24 protein-coding genes are annotated in these 26875 nt (G+C 67.8%); 12 read left to right on the forward strand and 12 right to left on the reverse strand.

The window, feature by feature from the left end:
• The first annotated feature begins 70 nt into the window (after nucleotides 1-70).
• Together ACFRAU_RS22960 and ACFRAU_RS22965 are read left to right on the forward strand one after the other, a co-directional pair.
• Nucleotides 71-1876 (forward strand): glycoside hydrolase family 15 protein, encoded by a 1806-nt coding sequence (locus ACFRAU_RS22960; protein WP_377996715.1) that lies wholly within the window; start codon nucleotides 71-73, stop codon nucleotides 1874-1876.
• A gap of 35 nt (nucleotides 1877-1911) precedes the next feature.
• Entirely contained in the window at nucleotides 1912-2598 is a 687-nt protein-coding gene (locus ACFRAU_RS22965; protein WP_378001634.1) for an HAD family hydrolase, read from the forward strand.
• A 2-nt stretch (nucleotides 2599-2600) separates the two neighbouring features.
• On the opposite strand, the gene ACFRAU_RS22970 is transcribed toward ACFRAU_RS22965, so the two are convergent.
• The 6 genes from ACFRAU_RS22970 to ACFRAU_RS22995 all read right to left on the reverse strand — a co-directional run bounded on the left by ACFRAU_RS22970 (nucleotide 2601) and on the right by ACFRAU_RS22995 (nucleotide 8895).
• Nucleotides 2601-2873, reverse strand: coding sequence for a hypothetical protein (locus ACFRAU_RS22970; protein ID WP_378001635.1), 273 nt, complete (start codon nucleotides 2871-2873; stop codon nucleotides 2601-2603).
• Nucleotides 2874-3189: 316 nt separating this feature from the next.
• Nucleotides 3190-3546: a VOC family protein gene (locus ACFRAU_RS22975; RefSeq protein WP_377996718.1), complete on the reverse strand. Its 357-nt coding sequence runs from the start codon at nucleotides 3544-3546 to the stop codon at nucleotides 3190-3192.
• 168 nt (nucleotides 3547-3714) lie between these two features.
• Nucleotides 3715-4527 (reverse strand): bifunctional allantoicase/(S)-ureidoglycine aminohydrolase, encoded by an 813-nt coding sequence (locus ACFRAU_RS22980; protein WP_378001636.1) that lies wholly within the window; start codon nucleotides 4525-4527, stop codon nucleotides 3715-3717.
• A 10-nt stretch (nucleotides 4528-4537) separates the two neighbouring features.
• Entirely contained in the window at nucleotides 4538-5812 is a 1275-nt protein-coding gene (locus tag ACFRAU_RS22985; protein WP_378001637.1) for a DUF6986 family protein, read from the reverse strand.
• 3 nt (nucleotides 5813-5815) lie between these two features.
• Nucleotides 5816-7414, reverse strand: a complete 1599-nt coding sequence (aceB, locus tag ACFRAU_RS22990; protein ID WP_378001638.1) for a malate synthase A — start codon at nucleotides 7412-7414, stop codon at nucleotides 5816-5818.
• A 23-nt stretch (nucleotides 7415-7437) separates the two neighbouring features.
• A complete protein-coding gene (locus tag ACFRAU_RS22995) occupies nucleotides 7438-8895 on the reverse strand; it encodes an NAD-dependent malic enzyme (protein WP_378001639.1) in 1458 nt (485 codons plus the stop codon).
• 212 nt (nucleotides 8896-9107) lie between these two features.
• Here ACFRAU_RS22995 and ACFRAU_RS23000 point away from each other — a divergent pair, with 212 nt between their 5' ends.
• Entirely contained in the window at nucleotides 9108-9863 is a 756-nt protein-coding gene (locus ACFRAU_RS23000) for an IclR family transcriptional regulator (RefSeq protein WP_377996723.1), read from the forward strand.
• A 173-nt stretch (nucleotides 9864-10036) separates the two neighbouring features.
• Here the strand turns inward: ACFRAU_RS23000 and ACFRAU_RS23005 are convergent, their stop codons facing one another.
• Nucleotides 10037-11518, reverse strand: a complete 1482-nt coding sequence (locus ACFRAU_RS23005) for a nucleobase:cation symporter-2 family protein (RefSeq protein ID WP_378001640.1) — start codon at nucleotides 11516-11518, stop codon at nucleotides 10037-10039.
• A gap of 256 nt (nucleotides 11519-11774) precedes the next feature.
• Nucleotides 11775-12683 (reverse strand): factor-independent urate hydroxylase, encoded by a 909-nt coding sequence (gene pucL / locus ACFRAU_RS23010; RefSeq protein ID WP_377996725.1) that lies wholly within the window; start codon nucleotides 12681-12683, stop codon nucleotides 11775-11777.
• Nucleotides 12684-13060: 377 nt separating this feature from the next.
• Between pucL and ACFRAU_RS23015 the strand changes: the two genes are divergently transcribed.
• Nucleotides 13061-13234 (forward strand): hypothetical protein, encoded by a 174-nt coding sequence (locus tag ACFRAU_RS23015; protein WP_377996726.1) that lies wholly within the window; start codon nucleotides 13061-13063, stop codon nucleotides 13232-13234.
• A gap of 97 nt (nucleotides 13235-13331) precedes the next feature.
• Here the strand turns inward: ACFRAU_RS23015 and ligD are convergent, their stop codons facing one another.
• Together ligD and ACFRAU_RS23025 are read right to left on the reverse strand one after the other, a co-directional pair.
• The gene (gene ligD, locus ACFRAU_RS23020; RefSeq protein ID WP_378001641.1) at nucleotides 13332-14570 is read right to left on the reverse strand and encodes a non-homologous end-joining DNA ligase; all 1239 of its coding nucleotides are present in this window, start codon (nucleotides 14568-14570) and stop codon (nucleotides 13332-13334) included.
• Nucleotides 14571-14671: 101 nt separating this feature from the next.
• Nucleotides 14672-16066, reverse strand: a complete 1395-nt coding sequence (locus ACFRAU_RS23025; RefSeq protein WP_378001642.1) for an 8-oxoguanine deaminase — start codon at nucleotides 16064-16066, stop codon at nucleotides 14672-14674.
• A 434-nt stretch (nucleotides 16067-16500) separates the two neighbouring features.
• Here ACFRAU_RS23025 and ACFRAU_RS23030 point away from each other — a divergent pair, with 434 nt between their 5' ends.
• From ACFRAU_RS23030 to ACFRAU_RS23060, 7 genes are all read left to right on the forward strand, one after another.
• Complete coding sequence (locus ACFRAU_RS23030; RefSeq protein ID WP_377996729.1) at nucleotides 16501-16995, forward strand: nucleoside deaminase; 495 nt, start codon at nucleotides 16501-16503, stop codon at nucleotides 16993-16995.
• Nucleotides 16996-17010: 15 nt separating this feature from the next.
• Nucleotides 17011-18567 carry an NCS2 family permease gene (locus tag ACFRAU_RS23035; RefSeq protein WP_378001650.1) on the forward strand — a complete coding sequence of 519 codons (1557 nt, stop codon included), beginning with the start codon at nucleotides 17011-17013 and terminating at the stop codon, nucleotides 18565-18567.
• 177 nt (nucleotides 18568-18744) lie between these two features.
• Entirely contained in the window at nucleotides 18745-20133 is a 1389-nt protein-coding gene (locus ACFRAU_RS23040; protein WP_378001643.1) for an XdhC family protein, read from the forward strand.
• A complete protein-coding gene (locus ACFRAU_RS23045; protein ID WP_378001644.1) occupies nucleotides 20124-21044 on the forward strand; it encodes an FAD binding domain-containing protein in 921 nt (306 codons plus the stop codon). The genes ACFRAU_RS23040 and ACFRAU_RS23045 overlap by 10 nt, the downstream gene beginning before the upstream one ends.
• 2 nt (nucleotides 21045-21046) lie before the next feature.
• Nucleotides 21047-23917: a molybdopterin-dependent oxidoreductase gene (locus tag ACFRAU_RS23050; RefSeq protein WP_378001645.1), complete on the forward strand. Its 2871-nt coding sequence runs from the start codon at nucleotides 21047-21049 to the stop codon at nucleotides 23915-23917.
• Nucleotides 23918-23974: 57 nt separating this feature from the next.
• Nucleotides 23975-24955 (forward strand): aldo/keto reductase, encoded by a 981-nt coding sequence (locus ACFRAU_RS23055; protein WP_378001646.1) that lies wholly within the window; start codon nucleotides 23975-23977, stop codon nucleotides 24953-24955.
• Complete coding sequence (locus ACFRAU_RS23060; protein WP_378001647.1) at nucleotides 24955-25605, forward strand: uracil-DNA glycosylase; 651 nt, start codon at nucleotides 24955-24957, stop codon at nucleotides 25603-25605. Before ACFRAU_RS23055 ends, ACFRAU_RS23060 begins: the two co-directional genes overlap by 1 nt.
• Nucleotides 25606-25623: 18 nt before the next feature.
• Here ACFRAU_RS23060 and nboR read toward each other — a convergent pair whose 3' ends face one another.
• Complete coding sequence (nboR, locus tag ACFRAU_RS23065) at nucleotides 25624-26244, reverse strand: nicotine blue oxidoreductase (RefSeq protein ID WP_378001648.1); 621 nt, start codon at nucleotides 26242-26244, stop codon at nucleotides 25624-25626.
• A gap of 142 nt (nucleotides 26245-26386) precedes the next feature.
• Between nboR and ACFRAU_RS23070 the strand changes: the two genes are divergently transcribed.
• Nucleotides 26387-26572 carry a YegP family protein gene (locus ACFRAU_RS23070; RefSeq protein WP_377993398.1) on the forward strand — a complete coding sequence of 62 codons (186 nt, stop codon included), beginning with the start codon at nucleotides 26387-26389 and terminating at the stop codon, nucleotides 26570-26572.
• Between the two features lie 72 nt (nucleotides 26573-26644).
• On the opposite strand, the gene ACFRAU_RS23075 is transcribed toward ACFRAU_RS23070, so the two are convergent.
• The coding region (locus ACFRAU_RS23075) for a hypothetical protein (protein ID WP_378001649.1) at nucleotides 26645-26875 on the reverse strand (231 nt) is incomplete at its 5' end.

A 26875-nucleotide genomic window follows, 5' to 3' on the forward strand; every position in this document is an offset into this window, starting at 1 on the left:
GCTCCACCCAACTTCAGGCTACACCCGGCCACCCCTCGTGCAGCGGGTCCTGCTGTGGCACTGTAAGGGCATGGTACGCATCGAGGATTATGCGGTGGTCGGGGATCTTCACACGGCGGCCCTGGTCAGCACTGAAGGGTCGATTGACTGGCTGTGCCTGCCGCGGTTCGATTCGCCGGCCTGCTTCAATGCACTCCTCGACACCCCCGAAGCGGGCCGCTGGCTCCTGGCCCCGGCAGCCGGGGGCGGCTGCACGCGCCGCCGCTACCGCCGGCACACCCTCATCCTGGAAACGGAGTGGGAAACCGACGACGGCGCCGTCCGGGTCATTGATTTCATGCCGCCCCGCGACGAGGTGGCGGACATTGTGCGGATCGTCGTGGGGCTGCACGGACACGTCCGGATGAGAAGCGAACTCGCCCTGCGCTTCGACTACGGCCACATCATGCCCTGGGTGCGCCGGGATAGCCACGGCCTCCACGCCATCGCCGGTCCGGACTCTGCCTACCTGGTGACCACCGCCCCGCTGCGCGGCGAACGCATGCACACCGTCAGCGACTTCACCGTGAAGGCCGGCGAACGGGTGCCGTTCGTGCTGACGTGGGCGCCCAGCCATGTCCGCAGGCCCCGGTCCGTGGACGCCGAGGAAGTCCTCGATTCCACCGAACGGTTCTGGCAGGAATGGACGGATAAATGCAAGGTGTCCGGGCCGTACAAGGATGCCGTCCAGCGCTCGCTAATCACGCTCAAAGCCCTTACCTACGCGCCCACCGGAGGGATCGTTGCGGCCGTGACCACGTCGCTGCCGGAGCAGCTGGGCGGTCCGCGGAACTGGGACTACCGCTTCTGCTGGCTCCGCGACGCCACCCTGACGCTGCAGGCACTGCTCGCCGCCGGCTACACCTCCGAGGCGGCGGCCTGGCGTGACTGGCTGCTGCGGGCCGTGGCAGGGGACCCGGCCGACCTGCAGATCATGTACGGAATCCACGGCGAACGCAGGCTGCCGGAGCTGGAACTGCCCTGGCTGGCCGGCTACGAGAATTCGGCGCCGGTCAGGGTGGGCAACGCAGCCGCCGGCCAGTTGCAGTTGGATGTGTGGGGTGAGGTGCTGGACTGCCTTGCCCTGACCCGCAACTCCTTGCTGAAGCACACGGACGAGGCCTGGGACGTCCAGGTGGCGCTGATGGAATACCTCGAAGGTGCCTGGGACCAGCCGGATAACGGGCTGTGGGAGATGCGCGGCCCGCGCCGCCATTTCACCCACTCCAAGGTGATGGCATGGGTGGCGGCGGACCGGATGGTCAAAGGCGTGCGGGATTCGGGGCTTCCGGGTCCCGCTGACCGGTGGGAAGCGCTCCGCGACACCATCCACGCCGAGGTCATGGCCAACGGATTCGACGCAGGCCGGAACACCTTCACGCAAAGCTATGGCCGGCCCGAGCTCGATGCCAGCCTTCTCCTGATTCCCCGCGTGGGCTTCCTGCCGCCCGACGATCCACGGGTCATCGGCACAATCGACGCCATCCAGCGTGAGCTGACCGAGGACGGGTTCGTGCTCCGCTACCGGCCCCAGGTGAGCGACGACGGACTGCCGGGGGGAGAGGGCGTGTTCCTCGCCTGTTCCTTCTGGCTCGTGGAGGCGCTGCTCGGGGCAGGCCGGCGCAGGGAGGCCACGGAACTGTTCGAGCGGTTGCTTTCGCTGCGCAACGACGTCGGCCTGCTGAGCGAGGAATGGGGTGTCCAGAGCGGTCGGCACCTGGGGAACACGCCGCAGGCATTCAGCCACTTCGCGCTGGTGACCAGCGCCCTGGAACTGAACCAGCGCAGGCCCCGTCGAAGCGACAAACCGCTCCGCTCGAAGGCCGCTACCGGGTGAGCGGGACGATCGGTGGAGCAGAAGGAGGGGCAATAATGTCTGGGCGGCGCAGGGATAAAGGTGTCCTGTTCGATGTTGACGGGACGCTGATCGACTCCGCCTACATCCACACGCTCGCCTGGTGGCAGGCGTTCCGCCAGTCGGGTTTCGACGTGCCCATGGCCCGGATCCACCGCTGTGTGGGGATGGGCGGGGCGCGCCTGGTGGACAATCTGCTGCCGGAGTCCCGGGACATGGAAGTTGACGAGGCCATACTGTCGGCCCATTCCGGGGTTTTCGGCACCTACTGGCCGTCGCTTCGCGCCCTCGACGGCGCCCGGGACCTGCTGGCCGCATGCAGCCAGAGCGGTTTGGCGGTGGCGCTGGCCTCGTCCGCGAGGGAGCAGGATCTCAAGGCGCTGCGGTCGGCCCTGTCGGCGGATGACTTCATCGACGCCGCAACGAGCTCCAACGATGCGGAGAACAGCAAGCCCGAGCCGGACATCCTGATTGCGGCGCTGGAGGCCGTGGGAGTTCAGGCCTCCGAAGCGGTCTATGTGGGGGATGCGGTGTGGGACGTTATGGCCGCCAGCAGGCTCGGCATGCCCACCATCGCCTTCACGTGCGGCGGCACCAGCGAGGCAGAATTGCGCGATGCAGGGGCAGTTGAGGTCTACGACGGTCCGCGCCAGCTGCTGGAGAACCTGGGCCGCAGCGCGATCGGAAAGCTGCTCGAGGGCTAGGCTCAGGCTTCGGCCGTGTCCACCCCGGATCCGCTGTTCGTAAACCCGCCGCCCTCGGGCTCGTCGGCGTAGGCGCCCTTGTTCCACGACACCGCAACCGCAACGGAGCCGTCGTCGTTCCTGACCACGTCGGTGAGCACTTCCGAAACCGCCGCCCCCATGGCGAGGATCTTCGCGCGGTAGGTGGTCACCAGCTCCTCGAGGCTGGCCTCAGTCCATTCGCCTGGACGCATGCGCGTGGAGATTTCCACCGGTTCGGGCTGGTAGAGCGACATGATGGACGCCTTTCCTAGGGGGCAGGATCAGTTCCTACGCTAGGAGCGTTTTCCGGCCTAAACAAGAGAAAAGCAAGGATGCTTACTTTCCGGTCTTGAATCCCGAAAAATTGATAAGCATACTGATCTTCACATCGGAGCCCGGGCACGTTACGGTCGAAAGAACGTGACGTGCAGCGACAGGACGGCATCCCGTCACCTGATCTATGGACACTGAAGTTAAGAGACGCCGGGCTTTAGCAGCGGGGTCCGGGACGGCGGCTGGCGGGCGACTCACCCGTCAGCCGCTTTCCGTTAAGCGGTCCAAGTCAGGCCCTCAGGCTGCCGCATCCACAACGCAGAAGCGGTTTCCGTCCGGGTCTTCCAGCACGATGAAATCCGGGTCATCCGGATAAGAATCCCAGTCCACGCGGGATGCCCCCAGATCGACGAGGCGCTCCACCTCGGCGGCCTGGTCATCGGCGTAGAGATCGAGGTGAAGGCGCGGATGGGACTGCACGGGGGTCTCGCTGAGCATGAGGGCGAGGCGGGCGCCGTCGCCTTTTTGCGGGACCAGTACCACCCACGTTTCGTCGCCGTCCTCCCGCGGGATGTAGCCGAGCGCGTCGCACCAGAAAGCGGTGGCGCGGGCGACGTCGTTGACACCAAGGACTGTCGTTCCGATCGTCAGCATGCCCCCATGCTTCCCTGCGCCCCCTTTCGATGCAAGGGGTTGGTCGCGTTGGCCGGGTGAGTGGCATTCGGACGCGAAATCGCCGGAAACGTGCGAGATCGCCGGGAGCTCCCTGCAGCGAATTCGCAGGCTTCCGGCGATCTCGGCGTCGGGCGGTCCGGGAAGGATCTACGTCAGGCGGACCTGGCGGTTCATGTCCTTGTACAGGAGATAACGGAACTCTCCGGGACCGCCGGCGTAGCAGGCCTGCGGGCAGAAGGCGCGCAGCCACATGAAGTCGCCGGCCTCCACCTCCACCCAGTCGTTGTTGAGAAGGTACATGGCCTTGCCCTCCAGGACGTACAGGCCGTGCTCCATGACGTGGGTCTCCGGGAACGGGATGACCCCGCCCGGCTGGAACGTCACAATGTTCACCTGCATGTCGTGGGCCAGGTCGCTGGAATCCGTGAAGCGGGTGGTCTTCCAGGCGCCGTTGGTATCCGGCATCGCGGTGGGTTCCACCTCGGCATCACTGGTGACGAAGGACTTTGCCTCGTAACCCTCAAGCCGCTCGTAGGCCTTGCGGATCCATTGGAAGGAGACGACGTCGTCGGAGACGTTCTCCAGGCCCCAGGTGGCGCCAGCGGCCAGGTAGGCGTAGCCGCCTTCCTCAAGCTGGTGCAGTTCGCCGTCGAGCGTCAGGTTGACCTTGCCTTTGGTGACAAATACAACGCCCTCAACGCCGGGTTCAAACTCGGCCTTTGGAGCGCCGCCGCCGGGGCCGATCTCCACGATCAGCTGCGAGAACGTGGTGGCAAAGCCGGCGATGGGGCGGGCAATGATCCAGGAGCGGGTGTTGGAGAAGCCAGGCAGGTTGCTGGTCACGATGTCGGTCATGACGCCCCTGGGGATGACCGTGTAGGCCTCCGTGACGATGGCCCGTTCCGTGGTCAGGTGGGTCTGCGGCGGCAGGCCGCCCTGGGGGGAGTAGTACTTGCCCATCATTGGATCCTTACTTTGAAGTGGTCTGGGCCAGCCGTGGGTGGGCCAGCCCGGTGAGTTTGGGGATTGCGACGCCGGCAAGCGCCAGCACCTCGTCGGCACCCACCGCGCCGCACTGGACGCCGCGCAGCACGAACGCGGCAAGCGCGCGGGCCGTGGCCGGTTCGTCCATCACACCGCCCTCCGTCTGCTCCACATAGTTCCGCAGCCGGGCCGCCGCAGCCGGCAGGCCCTGGCGGTAGAAGGCATACGTTGCCGCGAAACGGCTGGGCAGCTGGGCCGGGTGCAGGTCCCAGCCCTGGTAGAAGCCGCGCTCCAGGGACCGCCGAACCAGGCGGCCGTGCAGCTGCCACGCGTTTTCCACGTTGTCGCCCACCGGGATGATGTTGGTGGAGCCGTCCGACAGCCTGATGCCGGTCCCGGCCACGGCCAGCTGCATGACCTCCTTGGCGAAGTCGGCCACCGGGTGCTCCATGGACTGGTATTCCGCCGAGATCTGCAGGGAGGCGGAGTAGTCGTACGTGCCGTAGTGCAGGCCGCTGATCCGTCCGGGAACGGCATGCGGCAGGCGTGCCACCGGGGACGTCCCCTCCGGGCCGAGGATGAGCTGCGGCGTCTCCACCTGCACCTCGAACCGGAGCCGGCCGGCCGGAAGTGAGTGGATCTCCTCAAGGCGCGAGACCGCGAAGTCCATCGCCTGCACCTGCGCCACGGTGGTGACCTTGGGCAGCGTCAGAATCAGGCCCTCCGGGAGTTCGCCCGCCGCGGCCAGGCCGGAGACGAACAGGTCCAGGGTGCGCAGCCCGCGGGCGCGGGTGGCGGCCTCGAAGCACTTGAACCGGATCCCGATGAACGGCGGCGCGGAGCCGGCCGAGACTGCGGCGGCCACGGTGGCAGCCGCTGCAACGGCGGCGGCGTCCTCCGCGTCGTCGCCACGGTCTCCGAACCCGTCCTCGAAGTCGAGCCGGAGGTCCTCGATCGGCTCGCTGCCCAGCTTCGTCTCCACCCGGGAGGCGACTGCCTCGGCGAGCTCGGCGTCCTGTCCCAGCAGCGAACCGAGCCGGGCCAGCCCGCGGTGGGCCGCCGTCGTCGCCAGCGCCTGGGTTCCCCAGTCTGCGGCGAGCGACGGCGTGAAACGGTCCGCGGGGACGTAGACGGTGTGGACGGGCTGGCGTGAGCCGTCGTCGCCCGGGTAGTTCTGCTCGAGTAACCGGTCGGTGTCCGCCAACTGCCCGTCGATCCGGGCCAGGTCGGCCGCGGTCAGCGATGTTTCGGGTACCGCCATGCCTCAGCCCACCAGTTCGTAGGCCGGGGTGGTGAGGAAGTCCGTATAGTCCTCGGAGAGGCAGATGTCGCCGATCAGGGCGCTGGCGGGCTGGTAGTAGCGGGCGAACGCTTCCTCGCCCACCTCGCCGCGCAGCTTCTCCGTTTCCTCGGCGAGGATGCGGGTGACCAGCTCGCGGGTGACCTTGTTGCCGGTGTCCGCGAGGACCACCTCGTTGCGGATCTGCTGCCAGACCTGCGAACGGGAGATTTCCGCCGTCGCGGCATCCTCCATCAGGTTGTGAATGGCCACCGCGCCGTTGCCGGAGATCCAGACGGCGGTGTAGGCGACGGCGACGTAGAGGTTGAGGCGCAGGCCGGCCTCGGTGACCTGGCCTTCGGCGGAGGCGATGTCCAGCAGCTGGCCGGCCGTGACGGAGACCTCGGGCCGCTGCTTGTCCAGCTGGTTGGGCTTGGCCCCGAGCACGGAGTCGAACACCTCCTGGCAGACGGGCACCAGGTCCGGGTGCGCCACCCACGAGCCGTCGAAGCCGTCGTTCGCCTCGCGGGTCTTGTCCGCGCGGACCTTCTCGAAGGCCTGCGCGGTGACTTCGGGTTCACGCCGGTTGGGGATGACCGCGGCCATGCCGCCCATGGCGAAGGCACCGCGGTGGTGGCAGGTCTTCACGAGCAGTTCCGTGTAGGCCCGCATGAAGGGTGCCGTCATGGCCACGGTGGCGCGGTCCGGCAGCACGAAGCTGGCACCGGCGTCGCGGAAGTACTTGATGATGCTGAACAGGTAGTCCCAGCGGCCGGCGTTCAGGCCGGAGGCGTGGTCCCGCAGTTCGTAGAGGATCTCGTCCATCTCGAACGCTGCCGGGATGGTTTCAATCAGGACGGTGGCGCGGATGGTGCCCTGGCCGAGACCGAGGAAGTCCTGGGCATAGACGAACACGTCGTTCCACAGCCGTGCCTCGAGATGGCTCTCCATCTTCGGCAGGTAGTAGTACGGGCCGTGGCCGTTGAGCACCAGCTGCTTGGCGATGTGGAAGAAGTGCAGGCCGAAGTCCACCAGCGCGCCGACGGCAGGTTCGCCGTCGAGCAGCAGGTGCCGCTCTTCCATGTGCCAGCCGCGGGGCCGGGCCACCACGACGGCCAGCGGCGCGTCGGTGCGGAGCCGGTATTCCTTGCCCTCGGGGGAGGTGTAGGCCAGCGTTCCGGTCGCGGCATCGCGGAGGTTGAGGATCGCGTCGATGACGTTGCCCCACGTGGGCGTGCTGGCGTCCTCGAGGTCGGCGAGCCACACCTTGGCGCCGGAGTTCAGCGCGTTGATGGCCATCTTGGCCGGCGATGCCGGGCCGGTCATCTCAACCCGGCGGTCCTGCAGGGCCGCCGGTGCCGGCGCAACCTTCCAGTCGCCGTCGCGCACGTTCTTGGTTTCCGGCAGGAAATCCAGGCTGCCGGTCCGGGCCACCTGCTCACGCTTGGCCTTGCGGTCCGTGAGCAGCTCGCCGCGCCGGCCGGCGAAGCGCTTGTGGAGCTCCTCCACGAACGCGAGGGCCTTCGGGGTGAGAATTTCCTCCGCACGCTCGATCGGCCGGGGGTCTGTGACTGTGATAGCCATTGTGGGTCCTTTCCAGGGCTGATTCAGGCGTTGGCGAGAGCTGCGTCCGCGGTCGCGGCAACAGCGGCGGGTGCTGCGTGTGCGGTCCGGACACCCGCTGCCGCATGGGCTGCGTTTGCGACCGCAGTGGCGACGTCGGCGGCCACGTGGGGATCGAAGACGCTGGGGATAATGTAGCTCGCATTCAGCTCGTCGTCAGCAACCCGGTTGGCGATCGCCTCGGCAGCGGCCACCAGCATCTCCGGTGTGATGTCCGATGCCCCGGCGTCCAGCAGCCCGCGGAAGAAGCCGGGGAAGGCCAGGACGTTGTTGATCTGGTTCGGGAAGTCGCTGCGGCCGGTGGCCACCACGGCGGCATGCTTGGAGGCCACCGTCGGGTCGATTTCCGGCGTGGGGTTGGCCATGGCGAAGACGATGGCGTCCTTGGCCATCGAGGCGACCTGTTCCTCGCCGATGACGTGCGGGGCGCTGACGCCGATGAACACGTCGGCGCCCTTGAGGGCCTCGTGCAGCGTGCCGGAGAAGCCTTCTTCGTTGGTGTTCGCGGCAATCCAGGAGCGGTGCTCGTCGTCGTACTGCTCACCCGAGTGGATGGCGCCGGAGCGGCCGGCGGCGATGATGTGCTGCGCGCCCTGGGCCTTGAGGAGCTGGATGATCGCTGAGCCCGCGGCGCCGACGCCGGAGACCACGATCCGGACGTCCGCGAGCTTCTTGCCCACGACACGCAGGGCATTGACCAGGGCAGCCAGGGTGACGATGGCGGTGCCGTGCTGGTCGTCGTGGAAGACCGGGATGTCCAGTTCCTCGCGGAGCCGGTTTTCGATTTCGAAGCAGCGCGGGGCCGCGATGTCCTCAAGGTTAATGCCGCCGTACACGGGGGCCATTGCCTTGGCGATCATGATGATTTCCTCGGTGTCCTGGGTGTCCAGGCAGACCGGCCAGGCGTCCACGTTGGCGAACTGCTTGAACAGGGCCGCCTTGCCTTCCATGACGGGCAGGGCAGCTGCGGGGCCGATGTTGCCGAGGCCAAGGACGGCTGAACCGTCGGTAAGGACGGCGATGGTGTTGCGCTTGACCGTCAGGTTCCGGGCGGCGTCGGGGTTTTCGGCGATGGCAAGGCAGACGCGGGCGACGCCGGGCGTGTAGGCGCGGGAGAGGTCGTCGCGGTTGCGCAGCGCCACCTTCGGGACGACCTCAAGCTTGCCGCCGAGGTGCATCAGGAAGGTGCGGTCCGAGACGTTGCGCACGGTGACGCCGTCGAGCGCGTTGAGCGCGTCCTTCACGCGGTCCGCGTGGTCCTGGTCGGTGGTGTTGCAGGTGACGTCGACAACCAGCGTCTCGTGGTGGGACTCGGTGACGTCCAGCGCGGTGATCGCCGCTCCGGCCGCACCGACGGCTGCCGCGAGTTCGCTGGTGGCACTGAAGCTCGACGGGGCCTCCACGCGCAGGGTGATTGAGTTTCCGGGGCTCGGGTTCGCCATTGAATGTCCTCCTGATTGGGCCCATCGCAGGGGTGGGCTCTTCGGCTGAATGTTTTCGTATTATGGATATTATTATCTACTTTATGGAAAGACAAGCCCTTGCTGCTTTCATCGACGCGGCCCGGCGCTGTGCTGTATCTTTGGCTGTCTAAGCAACTTTTTTCACGATGCGGATAAGAGTTGTCGTATTCGAGGCAACAGGAGAGTGCTACATGGCTGAGAAGGCCTCCGGAGGCGTGCAGTCCGTTGAGCGCGTCTTTGAACTTTTGGAACTGATCACCGACGCCGGCGGCGACGTGACGCTCAGCGAGCTCTCCTCCTCCACTGACCTGCCCCTGCCCACGATCCACCGGCTGCTGCGCACGCTCGTGGCGCTGGGGTACATCCGCCAGCTGCCCAACCGCCGCTACGCCCTCGGCCCGCGGCTGATCCGCCTGGGTGAAGGCGCCAACAAGCAGCTTGGTGCCCTGGCCCGGCCGCAGCTGAAGTCCCTCGTGGACCGGCTGGGGGAGACGTCCAACATGGCCGTGCTGGACTCGGACATGGTCATCTACGTGGCCCAGGTGCCGTCGCTGCACTCGATGCGCATGTTCACCGAGGTGGGCCGCCGCGCCCACACCCACGACACCGGCGTGGGCAAGGCCATCCTGGCGCAACTGGACGACGAGGTGGTGCGCGGCATCGTGACCCGCACCGGCATGCCCACGCCCACGGCCAAGAGCATCGGCGACTTCGACTCCCTGATCGCGGACCTGAACCGGATCCGGGAACGCGGCTACTCGATCGACGAGGAGGAGCAGGAGCTCGGCGTGCGCTGCTTCGCGATGGCCGTGCCCAACGCGCCCACGCCCACCGCCATCTCCGTCTCCGGGCCCGTCTCCCGTGTGGACCAGGCCTTCGCCGACCGCGCCGTCCCGCTCCTCCGCCAAGCAGCCCAGGCGATCTCGGACGAGCTCAACCAAAACTGACCTCCCGCCGTCGTTCTCTTGGCGCGAACTGGCAGCTAATGACCTCAAAAGTCACGTTTGGGGTCATTAGCTGCCAGTTCGCACTCGGTTGGTTGGAGCGCGAACGTACACTTGTGGCCCCGTTTCTCTGCAGAAACGGGGCCCTTAAGTGTTCGTTCGCGCTTGCTGGGTCCTTAGTGGTCCGAGTTGGATGACGCCTGGATGGGGACTTCCTTGCCGTCGCAGTCGATCAGCTTCCCACCTTCGAAGCGGTCGCCGTCGGCCAGGCATTTCAGTTCCTCCTCCTTGACGACGCGCCCGGTGCCGGCCACGAACACGGACTGGTTCTCCGAGTTGCCGGCCTTGAGGTGGTTGAACAGCAGGTTCAGCAGGATGGCCATGACCGCTGCCGAGCTGATGCCGGAGTGGAAGATGGTGCTGAACCAGGACGGGAACTGGTCGTAGAAGGCCGGTGCCGCGATCGGGATCATGCCGAAGCCGATGGACGCGGCCACGATGATCAGGTTCATGTTGTTGCGGTACTCCACCTTGGAGAGTGTCCGGATGCCGCTGGCGGCAACAGTTCCAAAGAGTACGACGCCGGCACCGCCCAGGACGGGCGTCGGCACCGCCGCCACCACCCGGCCAAGGACCGGAAGCAGGCCGAGGATGACGAGGATGAGGCCGCCGGCGCTGACGACGAAGCGGCTCTTGACGCCCGTGATGGCCACGAGGCCCACGTTCTGCGCGAAGGCGCTCTGTGTGAAGGAGTTGAACAGCGGCGAGATGGCGCTGGAGAGCATGTCCGCCCGCAGACCGTCGCCGATCCGCTTGGAGTCGACCTTGGTGCCCACGATCTCGCCCACGGCAATGATGTCGGCGGAGGTCTCGGTGAGCGTCACCAGGATGACGATGAGCATCGAGATGATCGCGGCAATCTCGAACGTGGGCGGACCGAACGCGAACGGGGTGGGGAAGGCGACGATCTCGCCGGTGCCCACCTTGGAGAAGTCAGCCATGCCGAAGGCGAAGGCGATGCCGGTCCCAAGAACCATCGCGAGCAGGATGGACAGCCGGGAGATGGCGGCGTTGCCCACCTTGCTCAGCAGCAGGACGATCGCCATGGTGGCGGCCGCCAGTCCGATGTTGGCCATGCTGCCGTAACTGGGGGCCGCCTTGTTGCCGCCCATGGCCCAGTTGGCGGCCACCGGCATCAGCGTGAGGCCGATGGTGGTGATCACCGTGCCCGTGACAACCGGCGGGAAGAACTTGATGATCCTGGAAAACAGCGGAGTGATGAGCAGGCCGATCAGCGATGCCGCGATCACCGAGCCGAAGACCGCCTGGATTCCGCCGCCGCCGTGGACAATCGCCACCATCGTGGAGACGCCGGCGAAGGAGACGCCCTGGACAAGCGGTAGTTGGGAGCCGAAGAAGCGGATGCCGACGGTCTGGAGGATGGTGGCGAGGCCGCCGACGAAGAGGCAGGCGGCGATCAGGAGGCCGATGTCCTGCGACGACATGCCGGCCGCGGCGCCGATGATCAGGGGCGGGGCGATGATGCCGCCATACATGGTGAGGACGTGCTGGAACCCGTAGGCGAAAGTGCTGCCGAGGGAGAGGCGCTGATCTTCCGGGCGGGTTGCCGCTGGGCGGCTTTTCTTGGTGATGTTCATGGCAGACTTTCTTGGTTCATGGCAGACGCCTTCGTCTGGCTAACAATGTCTGGCTAACAATTTGGGTCTTGTAGACGCCTCGGGCCGGGGCCGGTTGTTGACCCCCGGGGCTTGGAGTTTTTGTCCACTTATTGGGGGTTTAGGGGCGTTTAAGTCGCGATACATGGACAAAAACTCTGTGGTGGTGCTGTTGGGGGTGCCGGCGGGCCCGCGGGCGGTGGCGTCCGCGGGCCGGCCGGGCCTTATCGGCTGGGGTTTAGCAGAAGCCGGCGATACCCGACCACGCGGCGTCGGCTGCTTCGGCGTCGTCGCGCAGGACGGTGGCCTCAATGAGTCCGTACGGGCGGTCGGCCGCGTAGAAGACCTCGTTGGGGTTGTCGAGCCCGAACGGCGAGAGGTCCACGAGGAAGTGGTGCTTGTTGGGCATCGAGAACTTGATTTCCTCGATCTCGCTGTGCGCTTCCAGGACCTTCGCGCCCATGTCGAACAGGGTCTGCTGGAGGGCGTGGGAGTACTTCTCGGTGAATCCTTCAAGCAGAAGGCCCTTGACGTCCTCATAGCTCTTGTTGAAGTCCAGCGAGCTGAAGTCCGTGCCGGACTTGAAGCGCCAGCGGGCCGAGACGTCGGTCGCGAGGATGCGGTCCGTGGTCTCCGGCAGGGTGGTGTACTTGTCCTTCGGGTAGCCGACGAAACCGGACTGCGTGGACTTCAGGACGGTCAGGTCCTTGAGTCCGGAGATCAGGTGGGTGGCTGCGCCGTCGCGGACCAGGACGGCGGTGCGGACTTCCTGGCCCTTGCGGACAAAGGAGTGATCGTGCGCGCTGCCGTGCGCCTGGATGCGCTCCCAGGCGTAGGACTCGGCTTCCCAGCGGCCGCCGGTGACCCACTCGAAACTGGAGGTGAAGTGCTCCCCGAGGCGCAGCAGGAAAGCCTCCGGGGAGCCGACCCCTTCGCGGGCGAAGGCGTAGATGGTGTTCTTCTGGGTGTCGGTGGCCACCACGTGGGCGTTGTCGCCCTCGAGGTGGGCGGCTTCGAAGTCCCCGCGGAGCTGCGAGGTGACGTTCAGGTCCTCGATCTCATGGCGGTCGGTGTCGCGGGTGATCTTGACGACGCGGACTTCGGCCTTGCCGTACTGGTTGTGGCCGAGGACGATCTTGTTGCTCATGGTCTGTTCCCAACTTCCGGTATGTGGAACGAAAGTCCCACATAGAAATTAAGTGCGTGTTTCCCACGCGTTTCCTGTGGCGTCGACCCAAAACAAAAAATGAGCCGACATCAGTTGTGATGCCAGCTCATTACGACCCTGCCTGCTGCTCCCAGGTTACGTGACGTGCGCCACGAATTGCCTTAAAGCGTAGCGCAGCATTCCGGTGGTGTACATCACAAATTCAAAAAACGGATTGTGACCAACGACGGCGGGTGGCGGGGCTGCGGAGGTCTTGACGCGGCGCGGGGGGCATTCGTAAGATTTCACATATCAAAAACTATTTTCCGCTTTGCGAAACTACTGAGCGGATCAGCGCAAGAAACGAGGAGGAACAGATGGACTCGCAGGATAAGAACAACGTCGCGGAATTCCCGGCACCCGGCCAGGAGCTGTACCTGCCGTTCGGCGCCACGGATCCCGACTTTTACATCCCCGCCGACTGCGACCGGCGCTCCGGCGGCCTGTCGCGCTGGCTGCGGGCGCTCCCGGTCTTCGGCCGGAGGGCGTAAGACGCATTATTCGCCGCAGGACGCGCAAATGGTCCGGCGACACCCACATTCGGGTGTCGCCGGACCATTTCGGTGTCGCCGGACATTTTCTGCGTCCTCAGGCAGTTCCCGGCCACTCCCTGCCTGCCCACGGGTCGTAGTCGGCAATAAGCTCCTCCTGCGGTGGACGCTCCGCTTCCGGGACATGCTGCAAATTCACCCGCACCCGGTACCAAAGCGAGCTCGACCCCCGCATGCCGTCGACCAGCACATCGGCCGGGTGCAGCGCAGGGACCACGTCCGCATGCCGGGACTTCCACTCGTCGAGTGCGGCGAGTGCCTCGGGCTTGGTTCTGGTGCGGGCCACCTCAATGAGCGGCATCACCGACTGGCGGCGGCCGGATCCGTTGCCGGCGCGCGGCGCCTTCTCAGCAGGGCCGAGTTCGGCGGCCAGGGCGAGCAGCCCCTCGAGTGAGCCGGCGGCGTCGTCGATCCCGGCATGGGGGTCACCCGCCTCGGCGAACCGCTCCGGCACTGTGAGCACCGTGAACTGTTCCGGCCGGATGGAGCGGACCTCGTCCCAGGTGAGCGGCGTCGAGACCCGGGCGTCGGGCAAGGGCCGCACTGAGTATGCCGAGGCCACGGTGCGGTCCTTCGCGTTCTGGTTGAAGTCGACGAACACGCTCTCGCCGCGCTCCTCCTTCCACCACCGCGCAGTGGCGAGGCCGGGGGCACGGTTTTCGACCTCCCGTGCCAGCGTCTCGGCAGCGAGCCGCACCTCTCGGTACTGCCACTGCGGGGCGATGCGCACCAGAATGTGGAGCCCCCGCGAGCCGCTCGTCTTCGGCCACCCCACGAGCCCCACGTCGTCGAGCACCTCCTGCGCTACGTAGGCGACGTCAACGATCTGCGACCAGTCGACCCCCGGCATCGGATCCAGGTCCACACGGAGTTCGTCCGGGTGCTCGAGGTCCTCGGCGCGCACCGGATGCGGGTTGAGGTCCAGGCACCCAAGGTTCACCACCCACGCCAGGCCCGCCGCATCCCGGATGACTGCCTCCTCCGCCGACGTCCCCGACGCGTAGTGCAGCGTGGTCGTGTCGATGAACTCGGGGTGGTTATCCGGCACGCGCTTCTGGAAAAACGGCTCCGCGTCGATACCCTTCGGGAAGCGCTTGAGCACCATCGGCCGGCCGCCGGCACCCCGCAGCGCGCCATCCGCGACCGCCAGGTAGTACCGCACCAGGTCGAGCTTCGTGAGCCCGGGCTCCGGAAACACCACCTTGTCCGGGCTCGAGATGCGGACCTCGGTGCCGGCAATGTCCAGGATCTCGGCCGGCGTCTTCGACGGAGTCATGCCGCCACGCTAGCAGTTGACCGGCCCCGTTTCGATGGTTCCGTGCGCACTCGACGTTGCGGAACGTCGTCTGCGCAGGGAACCGTCGAAACGGCGGGGCGTCAGCCGTTCACGAGCCGCCGCGCCGCCGCCGAATGCTCCGCCACCAGGCCGGCCACGTCCAGTCCCGGAATCTGCCCGTCCACCACGCGCCACTGGCCGCCCACCATCACGCGGTCCGCGCGGTCGGCGGCGCACAGCAGCAGCGCGGCGAGCGGATCGTGGCTGCCCGAGAACCGCAGGCCGTCCAGCCGGAACAGGGCCAGGTCCGCCTGCAGGCCGGGCGCCAGTTGGCCCAGGTCTGGCCGTCCCAGCACCGCCGCCGACCCGCGAGTGGCCCAGCCCAGCGCCCGCTCCACCGGCACGTGAGCGCCGTAGCGCAGGCGCTGCAGGTACAGCGCCTGCCGCGCCTCGAGAATCATGTTGGAGGCATCGTTCGACGCCGATCCGTCCACTCCCAGCCCTACGGGCACTCCCGCTTCCTCCAGCTCGAGCACGCGGGCGGTGCCGGATGCGAGGCGCATGTTCGACGTCGGGCAGTGGGCGACGGCGGTTCCCGCCGCTCCCAGCCGGGCAATTTCGGCGTCGCTGAAATGGATGCCGTGGCCCAGCCAGGTCCTGTCCGTCAGCCAGCCCACGCTGTCCAGGTAGTCAACGGTGCGCAGGCCGAATGTCTCGAGGCAGAACTGCTCCTCGTCGAGAGTCTCCGCGAGGTGCGTGTGCAGCCGGACATCGTGCCGGTCCGCCATGGCTGCGCTTTCGGCCATGATCTCCTTGGTGACGGAAAACGGCGAGCAGGGCGCCAGCGCAATCTGGATCACGGCGCCATCGCCGCGCTCGTGGTATTCGCGGATCAGCCGTTCGCTGTCGGCCAGCACCACATCCGGTGCCTGCACCGTCGACTGCGGCGGCAGGCCGCCGTCGTCCTCTCCCAAAGTCATGGAGCCGCGGGTCAGCGTGGCCCGCATGCCGAGGCGCCGGACGGCGCCGATTTCGACGTCGACCGCGTCCTCCATCCCGGCGGGGAAGAGGTAGTGGTGGTCGGCGGCGGTGGTGCAGCCGGAGAGCAGCAGTTCGGCGAGGGCCACGGTGGCTGCCAGTTCAAGATCCCGCGGCGTGAGCTTGGCCCAGACCGGGTAAAGGTTCTGCAGCCACGGGAACAGGGGAGCGTTGGCCACCGGACCCCAGGCGCGGGTGAGTGTTTGGTAGAAGTGGTGATGCGTGTTGATCAGGCCGGGCAGCACCACGTGGTTGCCGGCGTCGAAGGTCTGTGCGCAGGGTGCGGAGGGCGTTTGGCCGGCGCCAAGCACCTCCACGATCGTGCCGCCGCTGACCACCAGGCCGCCCGAGGCGTCGAGGCTGTTGGCGGTGAAGGCGGCCAGCGGGTTGCGGATCCAGAGCCGGGACTCGCCGGCCGGCGCCGTTGATGATGACGGAAGGTTGTGGGGCTGGGTCATGGGGTGGTCCTTGTCTGAGCGTGCTGATACTTTCCAGCTCAGTGGTCCTGTCTGCTGATCCAGGGGACACGCTGCCCTATAACATGAACGACCGGTGACAGGAACGACCGGGCGGCGAGTCGGCACCAGCGTAGGGCGGGCGCCGGAGGGCGGTCAAGGGAGGCGGATTGTGACCGGCAGCGGTGGACGCCGGACGTGAGCCACGCGTAACACGCATTTCACATTGCGAAATTAAATTTCCAGAAAACTATGGTGCGGGCCACATTCCGGTGCTAATCTCGATTCTGCCAAAGGCGGGCACCCGGACTCCGGGAAGCTATCTACCAGGCGCAACTTAACCTTCAAAAGCACATGCTGAAGCCTGGTAACCGTCGCACTTGGTCCTTCCGTTCCGTCCGCGGGGTACCGGCTTCCACAGCAAAGGGAGTCGCATCATGAGTACCACCGTCACGGCCGAGGCATACCTGGCCAGGTCCATCCAGTTGGCAACCGCCAACGTCCTTAACAGCGGCGGCCCGTTCGGCGCCGTGATCGTCACCGCCGACGGTCAGGCGTTCGACGGCGTCAACAGGGTCACCGCCGACAACGATCCCACCGCCCACGCCGAGGTCACGGCCATTCGCCGCGCCTGCAGCGGTCTTGGCACCTTCGACCTCCGCGGAGCCACCCTCTACAGCAGCTGCGAGCCATGCCCCATGTGCCTGGCCTCGGCGCTGTGGGCCCGCATCGACCGTGTGGTCTTCGCCGCGGACCGGCACGACGCCGCCTCCGTCGGCTTCGACGACGCCGTCTTCTACGAGTACTTCGACAACGAGGACCGGCACGCCCTGATGCCGGTCTCCAAGCTCGAGCTGGGCCACCCCGACGCCCCGGCCATCCTGGAACCGTTCAACACCTGGAACACGCTCGACTCCAGGATTGACTACTAGGGCCCGGTGGCTGAGATGACAATCCTGGACAATACCGCTGAAAAGCAGGCTGCGCTTCTGGGCGCAGGGCAGACAGCGGCACTCGAACAGAGCCCGCAGACCGGCAAAACGCGGCGGGGCAGCGGGCCCAGGCCCCCGGCGTCGAACTCTTTCCTTGACCGCTTCTTCCACATCACCCAGCGCGGTTCCACCGTGGCCCGTGAGGTGCGCGGCGGACTGGTCACGTTTTTCACGATGGCCTACATCGTCATCCTGAATCCGCTGATCCTGGGCGGATTCAGCGCGGACAACGCCCCGACGGACGTCGCCGGCGGCTGGCTTTCAGCCGCGCAGGTCGGCGCGGTCACCGGGCTGACCGCCGGCGTCATGACCATCGCGTTCGGCCTGATCGCCAACCTGCCGTTTGGCCTGGCAGCGGGACTGGGCATCAACTCCTTCCTCGCGGTGGCGGTTATTCACGAGGTCACCTGGGCCGAAGCCATGGGCCTGGTGGTCATCAACGGAATCCTGATCGTCCTGTTCGGCGTCACCGGCGCGCGGACCGCGATCTTCCGGGCCGTGCCCAAGGAGCTCAAGGCCGCCATCACCGTGGGCATCGGCCTGTTCATCGCATTCATTGGCTTCGTGGACTCGGGCTTCGTCAAGGCCACCGCCGGCGGGCCGCCGGTCCAGCTCGGCGACAACGGCTCCATCACCTCCATCCCCACCATGGTGTTCATCGTGGGCCTGCTGGTCATGGGCATCCTGGTGGCACGGAAGGTCCAGGGCGGACTGCTCATCGGCATCGTGGCCACCACGGCGCTCGCCGCCGTCGTCGAGGCATTCCTGCACATCGGACCGGCCAGCGAAACCAACCCCGGCGGCTGGCACCTGAACACGCCGGTGCTGTCCGGCCACCTGGTCTCAGCACCGGACCTCGGCCTGGTGGGCCAGTTCGACCTGTTCGGCGCCTTCGGCCGGATCGGCGGCCTGGCCGCGACGATGCTGGTGTTCACGCTCGTGTTCACCAACTTCTTCGACGCCATGGGCACCATGACCGGGCTCGCGAAGAGCGCCGGCGTGGCGCACAAGGACGGCACCTTCCCCCGGCTCAAGTCCGCCTTCATCGTCGAAGGCGTGGGCGCGGTGGTGGGCGGCGCCACGTCCGGTTCCTCCAACACCGTGTACATCGACTCGGCCGCGGGAATCGGTGAGGGAGCGCGCACCGGCCTGGCCTCGGTGGTCACCGGCGCGCTGTTCCTGGGCTCCATGTTCCTCACCCCGCTCACCAGCGTGGTGCCGCTCGAGGTGGCTGCCGCCGCCCTGGTGGTGGTGGGCGCGATGATGATGGCGCAGATCCGCGAGATCAAGTTCACCAAGTTCGCGGTGGCGCTGCCGGCCTTCCTGACCATCGTCACCATGCCGCTGAGCTACTCGATCGCCAACGGGATCGGCGTGGGCTTCGTGTCCTGGGCGGTGATCGGCGCAGCCTCCGGCAAGGCGAAGAAGATCCACCCGCTGATGTGGGTGGTCACGGTGGGCTTCGTGATCTACTTCGCGCGGGGTCCGGTCAGCACACTGCTCGGGGCGTAGGACCCGGCCAGGACGCGGAAACTGCCCCGCGACGCGCAAACGGCCGGAGGACACGGGAATCCGCGCATCCCCGGACCGTTTGCGCGTCGCTCGGCCAGGCCGGCGTCGTACGCTTTCCACCATCAACGATAGGAACGAGAATATGGGCACCATCGCACGGGAAGAGGGAGTGCTGCCATGCTGGATCTGATGCCTTCTCTGGCCGGCTGGCGCCCGGCGGCGTCCGGGGAACGGTGCGCCGTCGCCACCATCATCACCGCCAGCGGTTCCGTGCCGCGCCCGCCCGGAACCTCCATGCTGGTGTCCGAATCGGGGGAGATCCTCGGCAGCCTCTCCGGCGGCTGTGTTGAAGGGGCCGTGGTTGCCTCGGCGCTGGAGGTGATGGCCGACGGCGGCACCCGCCTTGAGGCGTTCGGTTTCAGTCCCGAGGACGCGTTCGCCGTCGGGCTCACCTGCGGCGGTGAGCTGGAGGTCCATATCCAGCCGCTGGACGGCAGTTCCGCGGGGCTTGGGGCCCTCCGGAAGTTCGCCGCCGGGGACCCGGAACGGCCACTGGCACTGATCCGGCGCATCGACGGCGTGACGCGCAGAGCCGTGACGGGCGGGGCCGTGACCGGCAGCGCATTGGGGGCTGCCGGAACCCGGGGTGTTGTGGCCTCACAGCCGGCTTCCGTCGTCGTGGTTACGGACCCGGGCACCTTTGAGGTTGCGGGATCGGCCGACCTCGCGGCACTGCTGGGGCTGGAGGCTCTGGATCTGGACTCTGACGGCAGGCGGGAAGCGCTCCTGGCGGCGGCGGCCCAGCTCGAACCGCTGCTGCGCGGCGGCAGGACGGGGCTGGTCCGGCTGGCGCCGCCGCAGGGATGCAACGGCATTCCGGAGCGGGGCGCCCACGGTACCGAGGGCGCGGTGACGTGGCCGGAGCCCGTGACCCTGCTGGTGGAGAGCCGTCTGCCGCCGGCCCGGCTGCTGGTGTTCGGCGCCAACGACTTTGGCGCGGCGCTGGTTCCTGCTGCGAAGCTGCTTGGCTACCGCGTCACGCTGTGCGATGCCCGGCCCGCGTTCTCGGCGCAGGAGCGTTTCGCTGCCGCGGACGAGGTGGCCACCGACTGGCCGCACCGGTACCTCGCTGCGGAAGCCGCCGCGGGCAGGACCGACTCCCGCACGGTCATCTGCGTCCTCACGCATGACCCCAAGTTCGACATTCCGCTGCTGCAGGAAGCCTTGGAGCTGGACGTTGCGTTCGTCGGCGCCCTGGGCTCGCGCCGCAGCCACCGGCAGCGCATCGACGGGCTCCTCGAGGCCGGCGTGGCACCGGAACGGCTGGCCCGGCTGCATTCGCCGATCGGCCTGGATCTTGGCGCCGTCACACCGGCAGAAGTGGCGGTTTCCATCACCGCGGAGCTGATCGCGGCCCGCACCGGTGCCGCCGCCTGCACTCCATTGCGGGACGGCGCCGGACCCATTCATACCCTTCCCGCCGGCGGGAACGCCGGCACAAAGGCAGCCGGCACTTCCCCGGCATTCAGTAAAGAACAGGCATCCCAGGAGACCGCATGGACATGAACACCATCGAGGCGGTGGTCCGCACCACCGACCCCGCCGACTGGCGCGACGGCGACGCCTGGCTCGCGGGCGGCACCGTCCTCTTTTCCTACGGCAGCACGGCCTTCGGGCCCGAGCCGCTGCGGCGCCTGCTGGATCTCGGCTCTGCCGGCTGGCAGCCCGTGACCGTGACAGCGGACGGCATCGAGCTCGCCGCCACCTGCACCGTCGCCGAGCTGTACGCGCTCCCGGAGAAGCTGGCGGAAGACGGCACGGACTGGCGCGGCCTGGATCTGATCCGGCCCTGCTGCGACTCCTTCGTGGCGTCCTTCAAGGTCTGGAACATGTCCACCGTGGGCGGCAACCTGTGCACATCCCTGCCCGCCGGCCCCATGATCTCGCTGTGCGCCGGACTGGACGGCACAGCCACCATCCTCGGCCCTGGAGGGTCCCGCCGGGAGGTGCCGGTGGCCGACTTCATTACCGGGGACGGGCAAAACGCCCTGGCACCCGGCGAGCTGCTCCGCAGCATCAGCCTGCCGGCGTCGGCCCTGTCCTCCCGGGCGGCGTTCCGCCGCCTCTCGCTGAGCAACCTCGGCAGGTCGGGGGTGCTGCTGATCGGAAGGCTCGATGGCGGCGGCCGGTTCACGCTGACCGTCACCGCCGCCACCAAACGGCCCGTGCAGCTGCGTTTCGCATCGCTGCCCGACGCGCCGGAGCTGGCCGGTGAACTTGAAACCGCCATCCCGGCGGGCCTGTACCACGACGATATCCACGGGCTGCCCGACTGGCGCCGCGACATGACGCACCGCCTGGCCGAGGAAATCCGGGCGGCACTCAGCCTGCCGGCCGGAGCGCCGGCGCCGGCTTCCGGTGATTTCTGGCCGCCGCAGCCGCCGCAAAAGACACAGCACACGCAGAGAGGGGCCTGAGCATGGCCATGGAAATCAACGGCGCACCGGTGCAGGCGCAGCCGCGGCCCGGCCAGTGCCTGCGCACGTTCCTCCGGGAGCAGGGCAACTTCGGCGTGAAGAAGGGCTGCGACGGCGGCGACTGCGGTGCGTGCACCGTGCACGTGGACGGCACGCCGGTGCACAGCTGCATCTACCCGGCCGTGCGCGCCGAAGGCCACGCGGTCACCACGATCGAGGGCCTCGCAGCCACGCGGCCGGCCGCCACGGGCGACGGAGCTGACCTGCACCCGGTGCAGCAGCAGTTCCTGGACCGCCAGGGCTTCCAGTGCGGCTTCTGCACCGCGGGCATGGTGATGACGGCGGCCACGTTCGACGACGCCCAGAAGGAAAACCTGCCCCGCAACCTGAAGGGCAACCTGTGCCGCTGCACCGGGTACCGGGCCATCGCGGATGCGGTCTGCGGCCACGAGGGCCACCCGGCTCCGGAAGGCCCCGGCTCGGGAGTTGCCGGCGAGGGGCAGCCCGCCCCGGAGCCCGGCCGGCTGGGTGACGACGTTCCGGCGCCCGCCAGCCGCGCGGTGGTCACGGGGCAGGCACGCTACACGCTGGACGTCCCGGCCGAGGCGCTGCCCGGCCTGCTGCATATGAAGCTCGTTCGTTCGCCGCATGCCCACGCCCGGGTCCTGTCCGTCGACACCGCGGCGGCGATGGGGGTGCCGGGAGTCGTGGCCGTGCTCACCGCAGAGGACGCCCCCGAGCAGTTGTACTCCAGCGCCCAGCACGAGCTCTACACCGACGATCCCGACGACACCCGGCTGCTGGACACCGTGGTGAGGTTCCGGGGCCAGCGGGTGGCCGCCGTCGTCGCCGAATCGGTGGCCGCCGCGGAAGCGGGCGTCCGCGCTGTCCGCGTTGAGTACGAGGAACTGCCCGCGGTGTTCAGCCCGCAGGACGCGATCCTGCCGGGCGCCCCCGCCGTGCACGGCGACAAGGACGCGGGCACGGCCCGGATCGCCCGGCCGGAGCGGAACATCGTGGCCGAGCTGCACTCCGAACTCGGCAGCGCCGGCGACGGATTCGCGGCCGCCGACTTCATCCATGAACAGACCTACCGGACCCAGCGCGTCCAGCACGTCGCGCTGGAGACCCACGCCTCCATCGCTTCCGTGGACGACGACGGCCGCCTGCAGGTGCGTACCTCCAGCCAGGTCCCGTTCCTGGTGCGCCGCACGCTCTGCCGCGTGTTCGGGCTGCCGGAGGACCAGGTCCACGTGGTGGCGGGCCGGGTGGGCGGCGGCTTCGGCGGAAAGCAGGAGGTGCTGACGGAGGACATCGCCGCGCTCGCGGCCCTGAAGCTGCGCCGCCCCGTGCAGCTGGAGTTCACCCGGACTGAGCAGTTCACCGCCAGCACCACCAGGCACCCGTTCACCATCAAGCTCAAGGCGGGCGCCAGCAGTGACGGCAGGCTCACGGCGCTGCAGCTGGACGTCGTTACCAACACCGGCGCCTACGGCAACCACGCCCCGGGTGTCATGTTCCACGGCTGCGGCGAATCCCTGGCCGTCTACAAGTGCGCCAACAAGAAGGTGGACGCGGTGGCGGCCTACACGAACACCGTGCCGTCCGGCGCATTCCGCGGCTACGGGCTGAGCCAGACGATCTTCGCCATCGAATCGGCCATCGACGAACTGGCCACGGGCATCGGCATGGACCCGCTGGAGTTCCGCCGCCGCAACATGGTCCGCGAGGGCGACGACATGCTCTCCACCCATTCCGAGCCGGAGGAGGACGTCCACTACGGCAGCTACGGGCTGGACCAGTGCACGCGCCTGGTGCAGGACGCACTGGAACGGGGCCGCGAACGCTACCGGGCCGCCGGCCTCGACGACCTGGGACCGGACTGGGTCACCGGTGAGGGCACGGCGCTGTCCATGATCGACACCGTCCCGCCGCGGGGCCACTTCGCCCATTCCAAGCTCCGGCTCCTGGCTGACGGAACTTACGCCGCCGACGTCGGAACCGCCGAATTCGGCAACGGCACCACCACTGTGCACGCACAGCTGGCGGCGACGGCGCTGTCCACCGTGGCCGCGCGGGTCGCCGTCCGGCAGTCCGACACGGATCTGATCGAGCACGACACCGGTGCCTTCGGCTCGGCCGGCACCGTGGTGGCCGGGAAGGCCACGCTGGCCGCCGCCGAGGAACTGGCCGTCCGGATCCGGGCCTTCGCCGCCGGCGTCCGGCAGATCCAGGCCTCCGGGTGCGTGCTCGACGGCGACGCCGTCGTCTGTGAGGGAACCAGGGTGCCGCTTACTGAACTGTTCGACGCCGCCCGGCGGGCCGGCGTCGAACTTGAGGCCGAGGGGCGCTGGGGCGGCACGCCGCGTTCGGTGGCCTTCAACGTCCACGGTTTCCGCGTGGCCGTGAACACCGGGACCGGTGAGCTGCGGATCCTGCAGAGCGTGCAGGCAGCCGATGCCGGTGTGGTGGTGAACCCGCGGCAGTGCCGGGGCCAGATCGAGGGCGGGATTGCCCAGGCCCTGGGCGCCGCCCTCTACGAGGAGGTGCGGGTGGACGACGCCGGCCGGGTCACCACGGACATCCTCCGGCAGTACCACATCCCGTCCTTCGCGGACGTGCCGCGCAGCGAGGTGTACTTCGCCAGCACCAACGACGCCCTGGGTCCGCTGGGTGCCAAGTCCATGAGCGAAAGCCCCTTCAATCCCGTGGCGCCCGCGCTGGCCAATGCCATCCGGAATGCCACCGGCGTGCGATTCGCGGAGCTGCCGATCGCCCGGGACAAGATCTACCTGGGCCTGAAGGAGGCGGGACTTGTTCCCGACAGCGTTCCTGCAGGTCCAGGCAATGCGGAGTCACTTTTCGCCCCGTGAACCGCGACGGAGGGCGTGAAGTGACCCCGCGTGGTGTTGGCAACATATAGTCGGGGGATGGAACAGCGCATCTTAGGCAAGACCGGACGGAACGTTTCCGTCGTTGGACTGGGAACCTGGCAGCTCGGCGCGGACTGGGGCAACGTTGACCCGGCGCAGGCCCAGGCCATCCTCGCCGCCTCCGCGGAGGCCGGCGTAACCTTCTTCGACACTGCGGACGTCTACGGGGACGGCCGCAGCGAGCAGGCCATCGGGGCTTTCCTCGCCGAGAACCCGGGCACGGGCATCACGGTGGCCACGAAGATGGGCCGCAGGCTGGAGCAGCGTCCGGAAAACTACAACCTTGCCAACTTCCGCGAGTGGGTGGACCGGTCCCGCCGCAACCTGCAGACCGAAACTTTGGACCTGGTCCAGCTGCACTGCCCGCCCACCGCCGTGTACAGCCGGGCCGAGGTGTACGACGCCCTGGATACCCTGGTGGCCGAGGGTGCCATCCGGAACTACGGCGTCAGCGTCGAGCGAACGGATGAAGCCCTCGAAGCCCTTCTGCACGGGGGCACCGCGTCAGTGCAGATCATCCTGAACGCCTTCCGGCTCAAGCCGCTGGAGGAGGTGCTCCCCGCTGCGAAGAGCGCCGGGGTGGGCATCATCGCCCGGGTTCCGCTCGCCTCCGGGCTGCTGTCCGGGAAGTACACCAAGGCGACCGTCTTCGCCGAAGACGACCACCGCAACTACAACCGCGGCGGCGATGCCTTCGACGTCGGCGAAACCTTCTCCGGGGTGGACTTTGAGCTGGGGCTCAAGGCCGTGGCTGAGTTCGAACAGCTGGTGCCCGAAGGCTCGGGAACCGCGCAGGCTGCCATCGCGTGGGTCGCCGCGCAGGACGGCGTCACGTCGGTCATTCCCGGTGCCCGTTCCGTGGAGCAGGCCAGGGCCAACGCCGCCGCAGCCGGCACGGTGCTCACGCCGGAATTCGACGAAGGCGTCCGCTGGATCTACGACCACTACTTCCGCGAGGCTGTCCACCCGCGCTGGTAATGACCTCACCGTCGATCGAAGACTTCATTGACCGTCTCGCCGCCGTGGAAACGCCTCCGGGATGCAACAACTTCTTCGACCACTCGGTTCCCGCCAACGCCCTGCGCCGGCAGAACCTGGCCGCCTATCTCGGCGACATGCTGGAGCGGGAACCGAAGGTGCTGCTCGTGGGGGAGGCGCCCGGCTTCCGGGGCATGCGTATTACCGGCGTTCCCTTCACCAACCGCACCATGTTCCAGGGGGCTGCCAACCCCTTCGGTTTGTTCGGTTCCGGGGCGGGGTATGTGGTGCCGCCGGAGGCCGCCGGTGTCGCTGCCGAGCCGACGGCCACGGTGATGTGGGAGGTCCTGGCCGAGCTCGGCTTCCTCCCGTTGCTGTGGAGCGCCTGCCCGTGGCATACCCATGTGCCGGGACAGCCTTTGTCCAACCGCACGCCAACGCGCGCGGAAGCGGTGCTGGGCACCCCGTTCTGGCAGGCCCTCAGCGGGATCTTTCCCATCGAAACCGTGGTGGCCGTGGGGAACGTGGCGCACACCAGCCTCCGCCGCAGTGGCCTGGACGTGCCGAAAATCAGGCACCCGGCCCACGGCGGGCGGGCCCGCTTCAAACATGGGCTGCAGGAGCTTCTCGCGGCGGGGATGGTTCAGTAGGTGCCGGCCGCGCCCGAACTAGTCCAGCAGGTGCAGTTGGTCCGGGGTGTCGAGGTCTTCGCCGCCGGACTGGCCTGAACCGGGTGGCAGAGTGCAGTCCACCAGGTCGATCAGCTGCGGGCTGGCCTGCAGGAAGAGCCTGGCACCGGCGTCGCCACCCGCCGACGCCGCTGCTTCCGCGCGCAGCGTGGCGTCGAGCAGCAGCGGATGGCCGCGCCGGAGCTTCCCTGTGGTGTTCCGGTAAGCGGCGGCCGTCACCCGGCCCGGCCGGTGCGCCCGCAGCAGCCGGGTGACGGTTTCCGCCGTCAGCCCGGGCTGGTCCACGAGCGCCACCAGCACATGGTCTTCCGGGCGCGCACGGTCCAGCCCCGCCCGGAACGAACTGCCCATTCCGCCGGCCCACCCCGGGTTCTCCACCACGGTGTGCCGGGCGAGGTCAGTCCGGCCGCGGACGTCCCCGGCCCCCGCGCCGAGCACCACCACAACTTCCCGGCAGCCGCCGTCGAGCAGTATGTCCGCCAGTACCTCCACGAGGGTTCGTCCCCGGAACGGAAGCAGCGCCTTCGGGCCGTGGCCCAGGCGGGTGCCTGCGCCCGCCGCCAGCAGGACGCCCGTGGTGGACGGAAGTAGGGAAGCCATGGTCACCACCTTAGGGGCGCAAAGGCTACCCGGTAGTAGGGGTGGTTCGTCCAGTGAATGGCGGCTAACCTCGGATATGTCGTGTTGGCAATTGGGGGTCGTAATGGCAGCTGCAACGGTGCAGCTGGCGGAAGGAGCGTATATGGCAGGATCATTCGTAATCGAGACGGCGGGCGCAGGACAGTACCGGTTCAGGCTGACAGCTGACGACGGGACCGTGGTTGCGGTTTCGCCCAGCTTTTCCAACATCAAGGCAGTCACCGCCGGAATCACGGCAGTCAGGGAGAGTGCAGCCACAGGCTTCGTCGTCGACCGCCGGCGTCCCTGACCTAACTAAAAAAACCACGACGGCGGCCCCACCATCAGGTGCGGGCCGCCGTCGTTTTTTGTGCTCCGGTGCTCAGGCGTCGCCGCCGGCTCCTCCTGTTGTTCCCGCCGTGACGTCCAGGAGCTTGTAGCGGTCCATGGCGTACGACGGCGCGCCCTCCTGCACTTCGCCCCTCGCCGCCAGCAATTGGAGGGTTTTGACGACGATGGAGTGGATGTCGTTTTTGAAGAACCGGCGGGCGGCGGCGCGGGTGTCGGAGAAGCCGAAGCCGTCGGCGCCGAGGGTGGCGAACTCGTTCGGGAT

Source organism: Arthrobacter sp. NPDC056691 (assembly GCF_042791415.1).
Taxonomy (GTDB): Bacteria; Actinomycetota; Actinomycetes; order Actinomycetales; family Micrococcaceae; genus Arthrobacter.